The organism is Brachybacterium saurashtrense (genome assembly GCF_003355475.1).
GTDB lineage: Bacteria > Actinomycetota > Actinomycetes > Actinomycetales > Dermabacteraceae > Brachybacterium > Brachybacterium saurashtrense.
Genome location: NZ_CP031356.1, coordinates 456,002 through 473,437 on the forward strand (window position 1 = coordinate 456,002; position 17,436 = coordinate 473,437).

General features: G+C 72.7%; 13 protein-coding genes. 5 read left to right on the plus strand and 8 right to left on the minus strand.

The annotated features are described in order from the left end of the window. Nucleotides 1–5: 5 nt before the first annotated feature. From valS to DWV08_RS02120, 6 genes are all read right to left on the minus strand, one after another. Nucleotides 6–2,684: a valine--tRNA ligase gene (gene valS, locus DWV08_RS02095; RefSeq protein ID WP_115412286.1), complete on the minus strand. Its 2,679-nt coding sequence runs from the start codon at nt 2,682–2,684 to the stop codon at nt 6–8. A 208-nt stretch (nt 2,685–2,892) separates the two neighbouring features. Next, nucleotides 2,893–3,951, minus strand: a complete 1,059-nt coding sequence (lplAB, locus tag DWV08_RS02100; RefSeq protein ID WP_162801620.1) for a lipoate-protein ligase LplAB — start codon at nt 3,949–3,951, stop codon at nt 2,893–2,895. A gap of 79 nt (nt 3,952–4,030) precedes the next feature. Continuing rightward, nucleotides 4,031–5,326 carry a hypothetical protein gene (locus tag DWV08_RS02105; protein ID WP_115412288.1) on the minus strand — a complete coding sequence of 432 codons (1,296 nt, stop codon included), beginning with the start codon at nt 5,324–5,326 and terminating at the stop codon, nt 4,031–4,033. 118 nt (nt 5,327–5,444) lie between these two features. Next, nucleotides 5,445–6,485: an ABC transporter ATP-binding protein gene (locus DWV08_RS02110; protein ID WP_115412289.1), complete on the minus strand. Its 1,041-nt coding sequence runs from the start codon at nt 6,483–6,485 to the stop codon at nt 5,445–5,447. Then, nucleotides 6,482–7,321 (minus strand): ABC transporter permease, encoded by an 840-nt coding sequence (locus DWV08_RS02115; protein ID WP_241237288.1) that lies wholly within the window; start codon nt 7,319–7,321, stop codon nt 6,482–6,484. The genes DWV08_RS02110 and DWV08_RS02115 overlap by 4 nt, the downstream gene beginning before the upstream one ends. Next, on the minus strand, nt 7,314–8,108 hold the full coding sequence (locus DWV08_RS02120; protein WP_115412290.1) for an ABC transporter permease: 795 nt from the start codon (nt 8,106–8,108) through the stop codon (nt 7,314–7,316). Before DWV08_RS02120 ends, DWV08_RS02115 begins: the two co-directional genes overlap by 8 nt. 166 nt (nt 8,109–8,274) lie before the next feature. Between DWV08_RS02120 and DWV08_RS02125 the strand changes: the two genes are divergently transcribed. From DWV08_RS02125 to DWV08_RS02140, 4 genes are all read left to right on the plus strand, one after another. After that, the gene (locus tag DWV08_RS02125) at nt 8,275–9,576 is read left to right on the plus strand and encodes a dicarboxylate/amino acid:cation symporter (RefSeq protein ID WP_115412291.1); all 1,302 of its coding nucleotides are present in this window, start codon (nt 8,275–8,277) and stop codon (nt 9,574–9,576) included. A 109-nt stretch (nt 9,577–9,685) separates the two neighbouring features. Further along, a complete protein-coding gene (locus DWV08_RS02130; protein ID WP_115412292.1) occupies nt 9,686–10,480 on the plus strand; it encodes an SDR family oxidoreductase in 795 nt (264 codons plus the stop codon). After that, nucleotides 10,480–12,489 (plus strand): ABC transporter ATP-binding protein, encoded by a 2,010-nt coding sequence (locus tag DWV08_RS02135; protein WP_115412293.1) that lies wholly within the window; start codon nt 10,480–10,482, stop codon nt 12,487–12,489. The genes DWV08_RS02130 and DWV08_RS02135 overlap by 1 nt, the downstream gene beginning before the upstream one ends. Before the next feature lie 188 nt (nt 12,490–12,677). After that, nucleotides 12,678–12,893: a hypothetical protein gene (locus DWV08_RS02140; protein WP_115414870.1), complete on the plus strand. Its 216-nt coding sequence runs from the start codon at nt 12,678–12,680 to the stop codon at nt 12,891–12,893. A 9-nt stretch (nt 12,894–12,902) separates the two neighbouring features. Here DWV08_RS02140 and DWV08_RS02145 read toward each other — a convergent pair whose 3' ends face one another. Together DWV08_RS02145 and DWV08_RS02150 are read right to left on the minus strand one after the other, a co-directional pair. Continuing rightward, nucleotides 12,903–13,175: a 2Fe-2S iron-sulfur cluster-binding protein gene (locus tag DWV08_RS02145; protein WP_115412294.1), complete on the minus strand. Its 273-nt coding sequence runs from the start codon at nt 13,173–13,175 to the stop codon at nt 12,903–12,905. Between the two features lie 194 nt (nt 13,176–13,369). After that, nucleotides 13,370–13,603, minus strand: coding sequence for a hypothetical protein (locus tag DWV08_RS02150; RefSeq protein ID WP_115412295.1), 234 nt, complete (start codon nt 13,601–13,603; stop codon nt 13,370–13,372). A 407-nt stretch (nt 13,604–14,010) separates the two neighbouring features. On the opposite strand from DWV08_RS02150, the gene ileS reads away from it, so the two are divergent. Then, entirely contained in the window at nt 14,011–17,307 is a 3,297-nt protein-coding gene (gene ileS, locus DWV08_RS02155) for an isoleucine--tRNA ligase (protein WP_115412296.1), read from the plus strand. Nucleotides 17,308–17,436 lie beyond the last annotated feature (129 nt).

A 17,436-nucleotide genomic window follows, 5' to 3' on the forward strand; every position in this document is an offset into this window, starting at 1 on the left:
GTCGCTCAGCGCTGCGAACGCGGCTGCTTGACGGGCGGCTCGCCGAGCTCGACGTCGCGGGTGGTGATCTCCTCGCCCTCACCGGCGACCAGCTCGAGCGACTCGATGCGGCCCAGCGCCGTGAGGTCCGCCGCGGCGGCCTCCAGGTGTGCGCGCACCGCCTCGGGCGCCTCGACGGTCACGGCCAGGATCGGGGTCTTCTGCGAGACCTTCGCATCGGACTTGATGCGCCGCAGCGTGATCGCGGCCTGCGCCACCGAGTCCACCAGCGCGGCGTCCTGGCCGGCGGCGGCGTCCCGCAGCGGCGCGGCCTCGGGCCAGGCCTGGGTGTGCACGCTGCCCGAGCGCCACCACGACCACACCTCCTCGGTCGCGAACACGACCACCGGCGCGAACAGGCGCAGCAGCACCTCGAGCACGATCGCGAGCGCCGCCCGGGCGGAGTCCGCGCCGGCCTGCCCGGTGGGGGAGTTGCCGTGCGCACGCTCCTTGACCAGCTCGATGTAGTCGTCGCAGAACGCCCAGAAGAACGGCTCGACCACCTCGAGGCAGCGCGCGTAGTCCATCTCGTCGAACGCGGCGGTGGCCTGATCGACCACGTCCGCCAGCTGCGCCAGCAGGGCACGGTCCAGCGGATCGGTCACCGCCGCCGGATCCGCGGCGAGACGGCCGGCGGGATCGGCCGGGGCCGCCCCGAAGCCGAGCGCGAACTTCGAGGCGTTGAGGATCTTGATCGCCAGGCGGCGGCCGATCTTCATCTGCCCCTCGTCGAAGGCGGTGTCCACGCCCTGTCGGGCGCGGCCGGCCCAGTAGCGCACGCCGTCGGAGCCGTGCTGCTGCAGCAGCCCGATCGGGGTGACCACGTTGCCCTTGGACTTCGACATCTTCTTGCGGTCCGGGTCCAGGATCCAGCCGTTGATCGAGGCGTGCTTCCACGGCAGCGCGTCCTGCTGCAGATGGGAGCGCACGATGGTGGAGAACAGCCAGGTGCGGATGATGTCGTGGCCCTGCGGGCGCAGATCCATCGGGTACACCGTCGAGAACAGGTCCCCGCCGTCGGCCGCATTCCAGCCGCCCGCCAGCTGCGGGGTCAGCGAGGAGGTGGCCCAGGTGTCGAGGATGTCGGGATCGGCGACGAAGCCGCCGGGCACGCCCCGCTGCTCCTCGGTGAAGCCCGCGGGCACATCGATCGTGGGATCGATCGGGAGGTCCTCGACGGCCGGGGTGAGGAGGGTGTCGTAGTCCGTCTCGCCGTCTGCGTCCACGCCGTACCAGACGGGGAAGGGCACGCCGTAGAAGCGCTGGCGGGAGATCAGCCAGTCGCCGGCCAGGCCCTCCACCCAGTTGCGGTAGCGGGACTCCATGTAGGCGGGGTGCCAGGTGAGCTCGGCGCCGCGGGCGATGAGATCGTCGCGCAGGCCGCCGGTGGAGTCGTCGCGGCCGCCGTTGGTGAGGTACCACTGGCGGGAGGTGACGTACTCCAGCGGCTTGTCGCCGTTCTCGTAGAACTTCACCGGGTGGGTGATCTTCTTCGGCTCGCCCACCAGGTCGCCGGACTCGGTGACCATCTCCACCACGCGCTTCTGCGCGCTGAACACGGTCAGGCCCGCGAGCTCCGCGTACGCGGCCTGTCCCTCGGCGGTGGCGATCCACGGCGCCTCGGGCAGGAAGCGGCCGTCACGACCCACGACGGAGCGGGTGGGCAGGGACAGCTCGCGCCACCAGGTGACGTCATTCGCGTCGCCGAAGGTGCAGATCATCGCGATGCCGGCGCCCTTGTCGGGCTGGGCCAGCGGATGCGCCATCACCGGCACCTCCACCCCGAACAGCGGCGAGGTCACCGAGGTGCCGAACAGGGCCTGGTAGCGCTCGTCGTCCGGGTGGGCCACCAGCGCCACGCAGGCCGGCAGCAGCTCGGGCCGGGTGGTCTCGATGAACACCTTCTCGCCGGTGCCGTCGGCCCGGGTGAAGCCGATCCGGTGGTAGGCGCCCTCGCGCTCGCGGTCCTCCTGCTCCGCCTGGGCCACGGCGGTGCGGTAGGTGACGTCCCACATGGTGGGGGCCTCGGACTGGTACGCCTGCCCCTGCTGGAGGTTCTCGAGGAACGCGCGCTGGGAGGCGGCGCGGGAGGCGGAGTTGATCGTCTGGTAGCTGTGGTGCCAGTCCACGGAGAGACCGAGCGTGCGGAACACGTCCTCGAAGGACTTCTCGTCCAGCGCGGTGAGCTTCTCGCACAGCTCGATGAAGTTCTTGCGCGAGATCGGCACCTGATTCGCGGCCTTGGAGGACTTGTTCGAGCCGCCCTCCTGCGGGGGCGTGAAGTCCGGGTCGTAGGGCAGCGAGGGATCGCAGCGCACCCCGTAGTAGTTCTGGGCGCGACGCTCGGTGGGCAGGCCGTTGTCGTCCCAGCCGAGCGGGTAGAACACGTTCTTGCCGCGCATGCGCTGATAGCGCACGATCATGTCGGCCTGCGAGTAGCCGAACACGTGACCCACGTGCAGGGACCCCGAGGCCGTGGGCGGCGGGGTGTCCACGCTGAACACCTGGTCGCGGGTGGTCTCCGGATCGAAGGCGTAGAGGTCCTGCTCGCTCCATACGCCGTCCCACTTCTCCTCGAGGCCCTCCAGGGAGGGGCGGTCGGGGATCGAGGTCTGGGCGTCAGGGCGCGATGCGGTGTCGGTCATGGGGTCATTGTTCCAGGTCTGCCGTGCCGCGCAACGCAGGCGTCGGCAGTGTGAGCGCGCTCGCGTCGAGGATGTCGAGCGGGTGCGTCATGGGCGGGCCGATGGTGATGCGAGCTGCGATATGGAGCAGCGTGGATCACCATCGGCCCGCCGGCGACACCACTGGGTCCGGCGACCGTGGGTCAAGCGTCTGCGGGCCCGCCTCGCCTCACGGCACCCGCGCGGTCCACTCCTCGGTGCCGAACTTGGTCTCCACCAGCTCCCGGGCCCGCGCCAGCTCGTCCTCGGTGTACGCGGAGTCCACGGTGTCGTAGCGGGCGCGGAAGTACTCCAGGAACCCGTCGATGATCTGCTCCCGGGCCAGGCCCGTCTGCGACCGCATCGGGTCCACGCGCTTGTTCGCGCTGCGGGTGCCCTTGTCGGAGAGCTTCTCGCGGCCGATCCGCAGCACCTCGCCCATCTTCTCGGCGTCGATGTCGTAGCTCATCGTCACGTGGTGCAGCAGCACGCCGCCGGCGAAGCGGCGCTGGGCGGCGCCGCCGATCTTCCCCTGCTCGGAGGCGATGTCGTTCAGCGGCACGTAGTGGGCCTTCACCCCGATCTCGGCGAGCGCGCCCATCACCCAGTCGTCGAGATAGGCGTAGGCCTGCTCGAAGCTCAGCCCCTCCACCAGGGAGGAGGGGACCACCAGCGAGTAGGTGAGGCAGTTGCCCTGCTCCATGAACATCGCGCCGCCGCCGGTGATGCGCCGCACCACGCCGATGCCGTGGCGGGCCGCGCCCTCGGCGTCGATCTCGTTGCGCAGCGACTGGTAGGAGCCGATCACCACCAGCGAGGAGTCCCAGTCCCAGATCCGGAAATGGGGGCGGCGGCGGCCCGCGATCACCTCCTGCGGGAGCACCTCGTCGAGCGCCACGTGCATCACCGGGGGCAGCACCACGGGGCCGATCACGTCGAAGGTGAGGTCATCCCAGCTGGAGGCGTGGCCGAGCGCGCGTCGCACCGCGATCGCGACGGCCTCGGCGTCGAAGCCGATCATCTGCACCGGCTCGGTGAACGCGGCGAGCCGCTCGGTGAGCGCGGCGCCGAGCTCGGCGGCCGTGGCCTCCGTGGGCATGCCCACCAGAGCGGTGTTGAGCTCCTCGAGCGCCTCGTCCGGCTCGAGGAAGAAGTCCCCGAACACGTGCGCGGAGGCGATCGTGCCGTCCTCGGCGGTGACGTCCACGGCCACGAGCTTGCCGCCGCGCACCTTGTACTCGCCGTGCATCACCGGGGTCTCGCCAGAAGTCTCCATGGCCCCATCCTCGCGCATCCCGCGGGCCGACGGTCCCGCCGACCCGTGCGGGTCACGCGATGGTCAGCGAGCGCAGCGCCCGGTGCACCTCCCACACGAAGTCCGCCGTGGACTGGCTCTTGCGGGGCGCGACCGCGTAGGTCTCCTCCGGGCGGTCCCCGGTGGCCTCGCGGGTCACCTTCGGGATCAGGTGAGACCAGTCGCGCTCGCCGCCCACCCAGATCCGGTAGGTGGTGCCGGTGTCGTCGCCGCGATGCAGCAGCCGCAGCCCCATCGAGGTGGCGGTGAGCGCGGGCTGGCGCCGCGCCGGCGCCGCGTCGAAGCCGCGGTCGCGCAGCAGCATCGGGTTCAGCACCGCCCACAGCAGCAGCCGCGCCCCTTCGACCTCCGGCGAGGCGGGGGCGCCGATCAGCGGCGGCGAGGCGGGCAGCGCGCCCTCGTCCGTGCGCCAGGCGGTGCGGCGGGCCAGCGTCTCCAGCCGTGCGCCGGCCTCGGCCCGCTCCTCCTCGCCCCGGGCGAGGCCGATCCCCAGCGGCACCGGCTCGTGGCCCGTGCGCTGCAGGTGCACCGGCGTGCCCAGCTCGACCTCGCCGAACTCGAGCCCGGTGCGGTGCAGGCGCACCCCGGCCTGCAGGTGCGCATCCGTCTGCCCGCGGCGGGTGGAGAAGTGGGGGCTGGTGCCCAGCAGGTCCCGGGAGGCGCGGTGCATCACGTCGAGATGGCCGCGGAACTCCCGGGCCACCGACGCCTTGGTGAGCAGCCGCTTCGCCTCCACCGGGTACTGCACGATGGGGCGGCCGGAGTTCTCCCCGATCTCGCCGATCGTCTCCCACAGCGCCTGGTGCCCGGGATCGGCCTTCGACATCCGCCGGGCCAGCGAGCTCCAGCTGGTGGCCAGCACCCTCTCGGGCAGCTGCTCCTCGCTGCCGGCGAGGTCGCTGCGCCGCGAGATCGCCAGCAGCAGGTGCTGGTCCGAGGCGCCGAGCGCGGCCAGGTGCCGCTCCAGCCGGGTGGTGCGCAGCAGCCCCTCGGTGCTCACCACCACGCCCAGCCGCGCGCCGTCATCGGTCTCGGTGGAGGAGGGGAGGATCTCCGCGACCAGGTCCGGGGAGCTGCGGTGCAGGCGCGGTGCGGCGACGATGCTGCCGGTGGCGCGCTCGGTGCGCACCACGGTGCGCAGGAATGCGCGGCGGCTCTTCGGCGCCATCAGCACGAACTCGAGCATGTGGCGGAGGATCCCGTCGGCGCGCGCGGGCCGTGCGGAGCCCTCCGCGGCCTCCGGGGCCGTGACCGAGCGCTCCACCGCGTAGGTGAGCATCTGCCCGACGGTGGCGTAGGAGCGTGCCATGATCCTCCTTCTCTCGCGCCGTGCCCGCCGCGACGGAGCCTGCCGCGCGGGGACGGGGGTTCGAGTATCCCCCTCCACCCAGTGTGCATCAGTGCAGGTGGGGGGAGGCGGTGTGTCGTCACATTCGGCCGGGGCGCCGGCCCGCGTGGAGGCGCCGCACCAGATCCTCCACGGAGGGCTCGGTGAGGGCGAGGTCCTGCACCTCCACCTGGGCGGAGACGGCGGTGAGCAGGGCCGGCGCGGTGAGCTCCGCCCCGGAGAACGCGATCCGGTGGCGGATCCCGTCGGCCTCGATCGGCAGGGCCCGCGCGCCCTCCGGCAGCACCAGCGGCGCCGTGCGCGGCGCGGCGAGGTCGAGCACCAGCTCCCGCGGCGCGCCGAGCCGCTCCCGGAATCCCGTGAGCGCGCCGTCGAATGCCACCTGCCCGGAGTCCACCACCACGATCCGCGCGCACAGCCGCTCCACATCGCCCATGTCGTGCGTGGTGAGGAACAGCGTGGTGCCGCGCTCGGCACGATCCTCGCGCAGGAAGCGCCGCAGGCCCTCCTTGGAGACCATGTCCAGCCCGATGGTGGGTTCGTCCAGCACCACCAGCGCCGGGGAGTGCAGCAGCGCCGCGGCCACCTCGCCGCGCATCCGCTGTCCCAGCGAGAGCTGCCGCACCGGACGGTCCAGGAAGCCGCCCAGGTCCAGGCCGTCCACCAGGCGGTCCAGGCGTGCGGCGAGGGCGCGGTCGGTGAGGCGGTGCATCGCGCCGAGGATCCGGTAGCTGTCCCGCAGCGGCAGGTCCCACCACAGCTGGGAGCGCTGCCCGAAGACCACCCCGATCTCGCGGGCGAGACGGCGCCGCTCCGGCACCGGGACCCGGCCCAGCACCCTCAGCGAGCCCGCGGTGGGCTGCAGGATCCCGGTGATCATCTTGATGGTGGTGGACTTCCCGGCGCCGTTGGCGCCCACGAAGCCCACGGCCTCGCCCCGGTCCACGCGCAGCGAGATCTCGTCGACCGCGCGCACCAGCTGTCGGCGCCGGCGCCGGGTGCCGGGCGCGGCGGTGCGCACCGCGTAGTCGCGGCGCAGACGGCGCAGCTCCAGCGCAGGGGAGGCTTCGCCCGCGCCGGGCGCGGTCTCGGGGACGGACGGGGTGCGGTGCGGGGTCATCCACCAGCTCCTGTGTAGCGTCGAACCCCGCCTCGCCAGAGCGTCAGGGCGAGGGCCCAGGCGAGCAGGGCCGCGGGCAGCCCGAGCCAGCCGGCCCACGTGGGGATCAGGGCGGGGCCGGGCAGGTCCAGCAGCGCCAGGGCGGGGGCGTAGGCGATCAGCGTCGCCGGGATCACGAAGGTGAAGAAGGCGCGCATCGGCAGGGCGAACACGGCGCCGGGGGTGGTGGCGACGTAGTTGCCGCCGTAGGTGAAGGCGTTGGCGAACTCGCGCCCGTCGACGAGCCAGAACTGCAGGGCGCCGGCCATCGTGAACAGCGCCCCGAACAGCAGCGCCCCGGCGAGCGGGGCCAGCGCGGCCAGCAGCAGCGTCGCGGGCGTGGGGGAGAAGCCCGCCAGTCCCAGGGCGGTGGCGTACATCGCCAGCCCCACCAGGATCCGGCCCAGGCGGCGCAGCGAGAGGTCCAGGCTGGAGATCTGCAGCAGCAGCGGCACGGGCCGGATCAGCAGGGTCTCCAGCCGCCCGGAGCGGATCTGCGCGGAGAGGCCGTCGATCTCCCCGAAGAACAGGTCGCCGATCCCGAAGGCCAGGGCTCCCAGCCCGTACACCACCGCCACCTGCGGCAGCGTCATCCCGCCCAGGGTCTCCACCTGCGTGAGGATCACCCACAGCTCGAGGAACTCGGTGCCCACGATGAGCACCTGCCCCAGCAGATCGGCGAGGAAGCTCGCGCGGAAGCTCGCCTGCGAGCGGAGCCGCGAGCCGTACAGGGTGCGCACCATCCGCAGCGTGGAGACGGGACGATCCGCCGCGGCGGTGCCCTCGTGCTCAGCCACCCTGCACCTCCACGCTGCGCACCCCGGCCCGCAGCATCGCCCAGGCCGCGACGGCGAGCAGCGCCGTCCAGCCCAGCTGCACGCCCATCAGCCCCAGCGCCTCGAGCGGCGGCACCCGGCCCGAGAGGGTGTCGATCGGGGTCTGGATCATCGAGGGGAACGGGGTGGCGCGCGCGATCGCGAGCAGCCAGTCCGGGAACCACACGATCGGGATCAGGAACCCCGAGAGCAGGTTCATCGTCGCCGTGTACACGACGGTGAGTCCGCGCGTCTCCACCAGCCAGAACGCGACGAGGTTGACCATCATGTCGGCGAGGAAGGCGACCGTGATCGCGAGCAGCAGCGAGACCGCCCCCAGCAGGTAGGACAGCGGATCCTCCGGCAGCGCCAGCCCCGTCACCAGCGCGCCCACGGCCAGCGGCGGCAGCCCCCGGGCCAGCACCAGGAAGCCGGCCCGTCCCAGCTTCTGCGCGTAGTGGAGGGTCAGCAGGTCCACGGGCCGCAGCAGGTCCACGGCGATGTCCCCCTGGTGCACCCGCTGGGACACCTCCCGGGTGCCGAACGCCTCGATCGGGGCGAGCAGCGCCTGCCCCAGCCACACGTAGGTCGCGGCCTGCAGCATCGTGTACCCGCCCAGCTCGCCGCCGGCCGTCCCGATCGCCGCGAACAGGATCGAGGCGCGGATCAGGCCGAAGACGGTGTTGGTGAACACGCCGGCGGCCGTGGCCAGGCGGTAGGTGGAGTGCTGGCGGAAGGCGGCAGCGGCGATCCGTCCGTGAGCAGGCACTCGCGTGAGCCTAGTGCGGTGGGTGCCAGGTCACAAGGGGCGCGCCGCATCGAGCGGTCCCGGCGGGGCCGCGCGGTGAGGCCGCCTCCGCAGAAGACGTCGCCGCGCGGCGCCGCCGACGTCTACGCTGTCCCGGTCCCCGCACCGTCCAGCGAACCGGAACGAGATGACCTCCACCCCCGACGACGTCGTCGACCCCGCCGCGGCACAGCCCGCGCACCCCGCCGATCCCGCGCCGGAGGCCGCGCCGGGCGCCCCGCGGTGCAGCCGCTTCGGCCTGCTGCCCCGGATCCTCGTCGCGATCGTCCTGGCCGTGCTGCTGGGACTGGTGATGCCGGAGCCGATCGCCCGCGTGTTCACCACCTTCAACGGCGTGTTCTCCGCCTTCCTCGGCTTCCTCATCCCGCTGATCATCGTGGGCCTGGTGACCCCGGCGATCGCCGAGCTGGGCCGCGGCGCCGGGAAGCTCCTCGCCGCCACCACCGGCATCGCCTACCTCTCCACGGCCCTGTGCGGTCTGCTCGCCCTCGGGGTGTCCCTCGCCCTGCTGCCGCGGATGCTCGAGGGCGCCGCCGTCGGGGCCCTCGAGAACCCCGAGGACTCCGCGATCGCGCCGTACTTCGCGCTCGAGATCCCGCCCGTGTTCGGGGTGATGACGGCGCTGGTGCTCTCCTTCTGCCTGGGCATCGGGCTCACGCTGGTGCGCCGCGGCGCACTGCAGGAGTCCTTCGAGCAGCTGCGCGCGATCATCGTGCGGATCATCGAGGCGATCATCGTGCCGCTGCTGCCGCTGTACATCTTCGGCATGTTCCTGGGCCTGACCCTGAACGGCCAGATCTGGGCGGTGATCGGCACCTTCCTCGTGGTGATCGTGCTGGTGCTGGTGATGACCGCGGTGGTGCTGCTGGCCCAGTACGGCATCGCCGGGGCGGCGCTGGGCAGGAATCCGCTGCGCATGCTGGGCCGGATGCTCCCCGCCTACATGACGGCGCTGGGCACCAGCTCCTCGGCCGCGACGATCCCCGTCACCGCGGAGTGCACCAAGCGCAACGGGGTGCCGGACGCTATCGCGGACTTCGTGATCCCGCTGTGCGCCACGATCCACCTCTCCGGCTCCACCCTGAAGATCACCACCTTCGCGGTCGCGATCATGGTGGTCACCGGCATGCCGCTGGACGTCCCCGCGCTGATCGGCTTCGTGCTCATGCTGGGCGTGGTGATGATCGCCGCGCCCGGCGTCCCCGGCGGCGCGATCATGGCCGCCGCGGGCGTGCTCACCTCGCTCCTCGGCTTCGACGAGGCGGCGGTGGGCCTGATGATCGCCGCCTACATCGCGATCGACTCCTTCGGCACCGCCACCAACGTCACCGGCGACGGCGCGATCGCCGCGGTGATGACCCGCCTCTCCCGCGGCCGCGTGGAGGGGGACCTCACCGCACGGGAGCACGAGCACGTGCACGGGGTCTGAGCACCTCCCGGGCACGGCCAATCCCGCGGTCGGCCGTGCCGGAACCCGCGTCCCCGCACCGCTGGGACAACACCGCCCCCGGCGACCGCACCGACGTAGGCTCGAGGTCATGACCTCCGCACCTGCCGCCCCGATCGCGACCTCGACCCCCGCCCTCACCGCCGTCGTCACCGGCGCCTCCTCCGGCATCGGCCGCGCCACCGCGCAGCGCCTGGTGGCCGACGGGTGGCGGGTGCTGGCCGTGGCCCGCCGCCGCGAGCGGCTCGAGGAGCTCGCCGCGGAGACCGGCTGCGAGGTGCTGGCCGTGGACGTCACCTCCGACGACTCCGTGGCCGCGCTGGTGGAGCGCGCCGAGGAGCTCTTCGACGGGTCCCTCAACGCGGTGGTGCACGTCGCCGGCGGCGCCCTGGGCGTGGAGCCCGCCGCGGAGGCGGACCTTGAGAAGTGGCAGCGGATGTACGACAGCAACGTGCTCGGCGCCGTGCGCGTCACCCGCGCCCTGCTGCCCGCCCTGCGTGCCAGCGGCCGCGGCGACCTGCTGTTCGTCACCTCCGTCGCGGGCCACGAGGCCTACCCGGGCGGCTCCGGCTACAACGCCGCGAAGGCCGGGGAGCACATGCTCGCCGCCGCGCTGCGGCTCGAGCTGAACGGCGAGAAGGTGCGGGTCATCGAGATCGCCCCGGGCATGGTGCGCACCGAGGAGTTCTCCCTGGTGCGCCTGGGCGACCAGGAGGCGGCCGACGCCGTCTACGACGGGGTGGAGCAGCCGCTCACGGCCGAGGACTGCGCCGACGTCATCTCCTACGCCCTCAACGCCCCGCACCACGTGAACCTGGACCTCGTCACCGTCCGCCCGCTCGCCCAGGCGGCGGCCCACCGGGTGGCGCGCCACCAGGGGGTCTGATGGCCGTCGGCGGCATGGGCGGCCCCGGCGGCATGGGCCCGGCCGGCGGCATGGGCGGCGGCATGGGCCCGGCCGGCGGCGTCGCCGGCGGGGGCCGCCCCTCCGCGCAGTCCCCGGATCCCTCCCCGTCCCGCCCGGACCTGCGCCGGGTGCTGGCCCTGTTCCGTCCTTACCGGGGCACCCTCCTGGGCGTGCTGGCGCTGATCGTGGTGGGCGCCGCCACCGGGGTGGTCTCCCCGTTCCTGATCCGCGAGATCGTGGACGTGGCGCTGCCGGAGCAGCGCGCGGACGTGCTGGCCTGGACGGTGGGCGGGCTGATCGCCGTCACCATCGTCTCCAGCGCCCTCGGGGTCACCCAGGCGATGCTCTCCACCCGGGTGGGGCAGTCCGTGATGCACGACCTGCGGGTGGCGGTGTTCACCCACCTGCAGCGGATGGGGCTGGGGTTCTTCACCCGCACCCGCACCGGCGAGATCCAGTCGCGCATCTTCTCCGACATCGGCTCGATGCAGGCCGTGGTCACCTCCGTGATGACGCAGATCGTCTCCGCCGGCGCGGCGGTGGTGATGGCGCTGGTGGCGATGCTCGCGCTGGACTGGCGCCTGACCCTGTTCTCCCTGGTGGCGCTGCCGTTCGCGGTGTGGATGAACCGCCGGGTGGGCCGGCGCCGGCGGGAGATCGTGCGCACCCGGCAGGAGAAGGCCGCGGATCTCTCCGCCGGGATCCAGGAGTCGCTGTCCGTCTCCGGGATCCTGCTGGGCGTGACGATGGGCCGCACCGAGGCGCTCAGCCGCACCTTCGCCCAGGACTCGCACGAGCTCGCCGATCTCGAGGTGCGCTCCACGATGGCCGGCCGCTGGCAGATGGCGGTGTTCACCACCGCGATGGCCCTGTTCCCCGCCCTCACCTACTTCCTGGGCGGGCACCTGATGTTCTCCGGCGCGGACGTCACCATCGGCACCCTGGTGGCGTTCATCGCGCTGCAGTCCACCCTGTTCCCGCAGATCAACGGGCTGCTGCGGGTCGCCACCCAGGTGAACAGCTCACTGGCGCTGTTCACGCGCGTGTTCGAGTACCTGGACGCCCCGATCCTCATCCAGGACGCACCGCACGCGCTCGCCCTGGACCCCGCCGCGGTGCTCGGCGAGATCCGCTTCGAGGACGTCACCTTCACCTATCCCGGCGCGGACGAGCCCGCCCTGGACGGCATCGACCTGGTGATCCCCGCCGGTGCGCACACCGCCCTGGTGGGCGCGACCGGCTCCGGCAAGACCAGCACCGGCTACCTGATGGCGCGGCTGTACGAGCCCACCTCCGGCGCCGTCACCCTGGACGGCCACGACCTGCGCGATCTCACCATGGAGTCCCTCGCCGCGAGCATCGGCGTGGTCACGCAGGAGACCTACCTGCTGCACGCGAGCATCGCGGACAACCTCCGCTTCGCCCGGCCGGGCGCGAGCGACGAGGAGCTGGTGCGGGCCTGCCGCATCGCCCAGATCCACGAGCACATCGAGGCGCTGCCCGAGGGGTACGGCACGGTGGTGGGGGAGCGCGGCTACCGGTTCTCCGGCGGGGAGAAGCAGCGCCTGGCCCTGGCCCGCACCATCCTGCGCGACCCGCCGGTGCTGCTGCTGGACGAGGCCACCTCGGCGCTGGACGTCGCCACCGAGCGCGCGATGGCAGGGGCCCTGGACGCCGCCGCCCGCGGGCGCACCACCGTCTCCATCGCCCACCGCCTCTCCACGGTGCGCCATGCGGACCAGATCCTCGTGCTCGAGGGCGGGCGGATCGCCGAGCGCGGTACCTACGACGAGCTGGTGGAGCGCGGCGGGCTGTTCGCCGAGCTCGCGCTCGCCGACGCCCGACGGGACGCGGAGGCGCCCGACGCCGCCGCGCAGGACGGCACGGACGCGCGGGCCGACGTCCCGGGCGGGGCCGACGTGCGGGGCGGGGCCGACGCGCGGCCCGACGTGCGGGGCGGGGCGGAGGAGACGACGCCCCGGCGCTGACCCGTCGGCCGCTCCGCCACGGCCCCGCCCGGCCGGGGCGTACGACCAAAGGGGGACACGGATCTCCACCCAGCGCGGGATGCGCGGGCGCTCCCGGCGCGGAAGGATCGAGGGATCGTGGCGGCGTCCCGTCCCTGAGGGGTGCAGCCGCCGGTCATCGACAGGGGGAGGGGTGCGCAGTGGTGACGATGCCGATGCGCGAGGAGCAGCCGAGGCGGCGCGGCCGCAAGCCCGCGGTGGGCAGGCCGGTGCTGTTCGCGGTGCTGCTGGTGGTCGCGGCCCTGGGGGTGCTGACGCTGCTGGTGGTGGGGCCCAGCCTCACCGTGCCGGTGGGCGTCGCGAGCGCGGCGACGGTGATGGCGCTGGTGGCGTTCGCCTGGGCGGTGGCGGGGCCGCGGCTCTGAGCCGCCGGCTCAGACGTCGATCTCGATCTCGCCCTCACCGCGGGAGACGCAGGTGATCATCTGATCCTCCTGCTCGTCGTCCATCAGGAACTCGTCCATGTGCTCCACCTCGCCGGAGACCAGCGGCACCACGCAGGTGCCGCACACGCCGCCCTCGCAGGAGTAGTCCATGGGGACGCCGGCGTCGAGCAGAGCCTGGAGGAGGGATTGGCCCTCCTCGACCTCGACCGTGATGCCCGACTTCAGGCACTTGGCGGTGAAGGGCTCTCCGAACAGCGACATCCTCGCTCCTTCTGCGTCGACCGCCCTGTGAGCCGGGGCGGAATCCTCGGACCACCAGTGTTCCACGACCTCGTGGACGCGACGAGGTGACTCTCGCCTCGCTCGGCCGGACCGGCAGCACGGCGTGGGGCGGGTCGGTGTGTGGCAGGACGGCGTGGGGCGGGTCGGTGTGCGGCAGGTCGACGTGCGGCGGGTCAGCGCGCGCCCGGATCCTGCGCGTCGTCCTCCGCCTCGACGCGCTGCGCGGCACCGCCCTGCACGGCGGCGGCGGGCGCGGAGAGCGCGGGCCGCACCGTCGGCGCCGAGGCGGTCGAGGGCGACAGCGCGAGAGCGGCGGGGCCGAAGCTGAGCACCAGCAGCGCCGTGGCGCCGAGCGCCGAGGCCCGGGCGGTGGCCCGGCCCCGTCTCGGCGGGGTGTGCTCGTCCATGCATCCTCCTCGAGTCGTGGGCGGTGGGATCCGCCCACGCCGCCATTGCAGTCCCTGCGGCTGAGCAGGTGCTGGACGCCGGGCACGGAGTTCCTGGGATGCGCGTCTCTTCCGCGGACCGGCGCGTGACCGCCCCAGGCCCGGCGCGTACACTGACCGCCATCGGCACCGACCCGGCCATCACCGGAGAGCCGCGGGAAGAACAGCCCACCGCCCTGCCGGGCGCGGGCCCAGTAGAACCCGCCGGGACCAGCCCGTGACAGCTGAGGAACGAGGGGAGACCCGTCGCCGCCCCGTCGGCGCCCGGGCTCAACCGAGGTGGTACCGCGCCGCCGGCCCGCGCCGGGAGCGTCCTCGGGCAGCACGCCCGCCGTCGCCGTCCCGTCCTTCCTCGGAGGTCCGCCCCCATGGTCTACCCCGTCAGCGGAGACCCGCTCGTCCCCTCGCCGAACCTGCCCGCGCTCGAGAACGCGATCCAGGAGTTCTGGCGCACCGATGACACCTTCCGCGCCTCGATCGCCCAGCGCGAGGGCGCCGAGGAGTTCGTCTTCTACGACGGGCCCCCCTTCGCCAACGGCCTGCCGCACTACGGCCACCTGCTCACCGGCTTCGTCAAGGACGTCGTGCCGCGCTTCCGCACCATGTGCGGGTACCGGGTGGACCGCCGCTTCGGCTGGGACACCCACGGACTGCCCGCCGAGCTGGAGGCGATGCGGGAGCTGGGCATGACCGAGAAGTCCGAGATCGAGGCGATGGGGCTCAAGGAGTTCAACAACGCCGCGAAGGCCTCGGTGCTGAAGTACACCAAGGAGTGGGAGGAGTACGTCACCCGCCAGGCCCGCTGGGTGGACTTCGAGAACGACTACAAGACCCTCGACGTCACCTTCATGGAGTCGGTGCTGTGGGCGTTCAAGACCCTGCACGACAAGGGCCGGGCGTACGAGGGCTACTACGTGCTGCCCTACTGCTGGAAGGACCAGACCCCGCTCAGCGCGCACGAGCTGCGCATGGACGACGACGTCTACCAGGAGCGACAGGACCAGACCGTCACCGTCACCTTCCCGTTCACCGGCGAGAAGGCGCAGCAGCTGGGGCTGGAGGGCGTCAACGCGCTGGCCTGGACCACCACCCCGTGGACCCTGCCCACCAACTTCTCCCTCGCCGTCGGGCCGGAGCTCGAGTACGCGGTGGTGCCCGCCGGCCCGCTCGGCGCCGCCGACGGCACCGCCGCGGGGGAGGGGCGGTACCTGATGGCCGCCGCGCTGCTGGGCTCCTACGCCGCGGAGCTCGGCTACGCCGATGCCGAGGCGGCGCTCGCCGCGATCGAGGAGCGCCGCTACGCCGGCGCGGAGCTGGAGCACGTGGAGTACACCCCGCTGTGGACGGTGTACTCCGAGGACCGCGAGCGGTGGGGCACCGAGAACGCCTGGATCGTCACCGTGGCGGACTACGTCTCCACCGACGACGGCACCGGCGTGGTCCACCAGGCCACCGCCTACGGCGAGATCGACCAGCAGGTCAACGCCGCCTACGGCATCCCCGTGATCGTCTCCGTGGACGACGGCGCCCAGTTCCTGGATTACTTCGCCGGCACCGACCTCGACGAGATCGCCGGGCTGCAGGTGTTCGAGGCCAACCGCCCGCTTATCCGCAGCCTCCAGCGCGCCGGCCGCCTGCTGCGCGAGCAGTCCTACGTGCACTCCTACCCGCACTGCTGGCGCTGCCGCACCCCGCTGATCTACAAGGCGGTGAGCTCCTGGTACGTGAAGGTCGCCGATCAGCGCGAGCGGATGCTCGAGCTGAACGAGCAGATCGACTGGGTGCCGGGCAACGTCAAGCACGGCCAGTTCGGCAAGTGGATCGAGGGCGCCCGCGACTGGGCGATCTCCCGCAACCGCTACTGGGGCTCTCCCATCCCGGTGTGGAAGAGCGACGACCCGAACCACCCGCGCGTCGAGGTGTACGGCTCCCTCGCCGAGCTGGAAGAGGCCTTCGGCACCCTCCCGCGCGACGAGCACGGCGAGGTGAACCTCCACCGCCCCTACATCGACGAGCTCACCCGGCCCAATCCGGACGACCCCAGCGGGGCCTCCACCATGCGCCGCATCCCCGAGGTGTTCGACGTCTGGTTCGACTCCGGCTCGATGCCGTTCGCGCAGGTGCACTACCCCTTCGAGAACACCGACTGGTTCTCCTCCCACAACCCGGCGGACTTCATCGTGGAGTACATCGGGCAGACCCGCGGCTGGTTCTACGTCATGCACGTGCTCTCCACCGCGCTGTTCGACCGCCCGGCGTTCACCTCGGTGATCTGCCACGGCATCGTGCTGGGCGAGGACGGGCAGAAGATGTCCAAGTCGCTGCGCAACTACCCCGACGTGCGCGAGATGTACGACTCCTACGGGGCCGACGCGATGCGCTGGTTCCTCATGGCCTCGCCGATCCTGCGCGGCGGCAACCTGGTGGTCGACGAGCCGAAGATCCGCGATGCCACGCGCCAGGTGGTGCTGCCGCTGTGGAACGTGTGGTACTTCCTGGCGCTGTACGCGAACGCGGCGGGGGAGAAGGACGCCTCCGGCCGACCGACGGGGCACCGCGGCCGCACCCGGCACGACTCCACCGACGTGATGGACCGCTACCTGCTGGCCCGCACGGGCGACCTGGTGCGCGGGGTGAAGGAGTCGATGACGGCGCTGGCGATCGCCGACGCCGCCGAGCAGATCCACGACCACCTCGACATGCTCACCAACTGGTACGTGCGCCGCTCCCGCGACCGGTTCTGGGAGGGCGACGAGCAGGCGATCGACGTGCTGAGCACCTGCCTGGAGACCCTGTGCCGGGTGGCGGCGCCGCTGCTGCCGATGGTCACCGAGGAGATCTACCGCGAGCTCACCGGCGAGCGCTCCGTGCACCTCGCGGACTGGCCGGATGATGCGCTCTTCCCGCAGGACGCGGACCTGGTGGCGCGGATGGACGACGTGCGCGCCATCGCCAGCGCCGGCAACGCGCTGCGCAAGAAGGAGCAGCTGCGCGCCCGCCTGCCGCTCGCCGAGCTCACCGTGGTCCACCACGACCCGGCGGCGCTGGAGCCCTTCTCCGGAATCCTCGCCGACGAGCTGAACGTGAAGGCGGTGCGCCTGCTGGACGTGACCAGCGAGGAGGCGCAGGGCATGGGCGTCGAGCAGCGCCTGAGCGTCAACGCGCGCGCGGCCGGGCCGCGCCTGGGCAAGCAGGTCCAGACCGTCATCAAGGGCTCCAAGACGGGCGAGTGGTCCGTCGCCGAGGACGGCACCGTCACTTCCGGCGGGATCGCGCTGGTCGAGGGCGAGTACTCGCTGGATCTGGTGGCCGGCCAGAGCGCGGCGCTGGAGGGCCGCAGCGTGGGCGTGCTGCGCGGCGGCGACTTCCTCGCGCTCGACACCCGGGTCACACCCGAGCTCGAGGCCGAGGGCACCGCCCGGGACGTGGTGCGGGCGATCCAGGCCGCACGCCGTGAGGCAGGGCTCGACGTCTCCGACCGGATCCGCCTCACCGTCGACGGCGACGAGGCGGTCACCGCCGCCGTCGCCGCGCACCGCGAGCTGGTCGCCGGCGAGGTGCTCGCCGTCGAGCTCGCGGTGCCGGCCGCACCGGCCGAGGGTGCGCATGCTGCGCAGGAGAAGGTCTCCGGCGGCACCGTGACGGTGTCCGTGGCCCGCGCCTGAACCCGGCCCAGCGACCGGCGCCCCCGTTCTCCCGGGGCCGCCGGTCGCCGGTGGCGGGGTGTCCGCCGTGCGCCGGGCCCTGCGCCGACGGGCCTCCCCTTCGGCGTCCACGGCGAGCCCGTCCTGCGG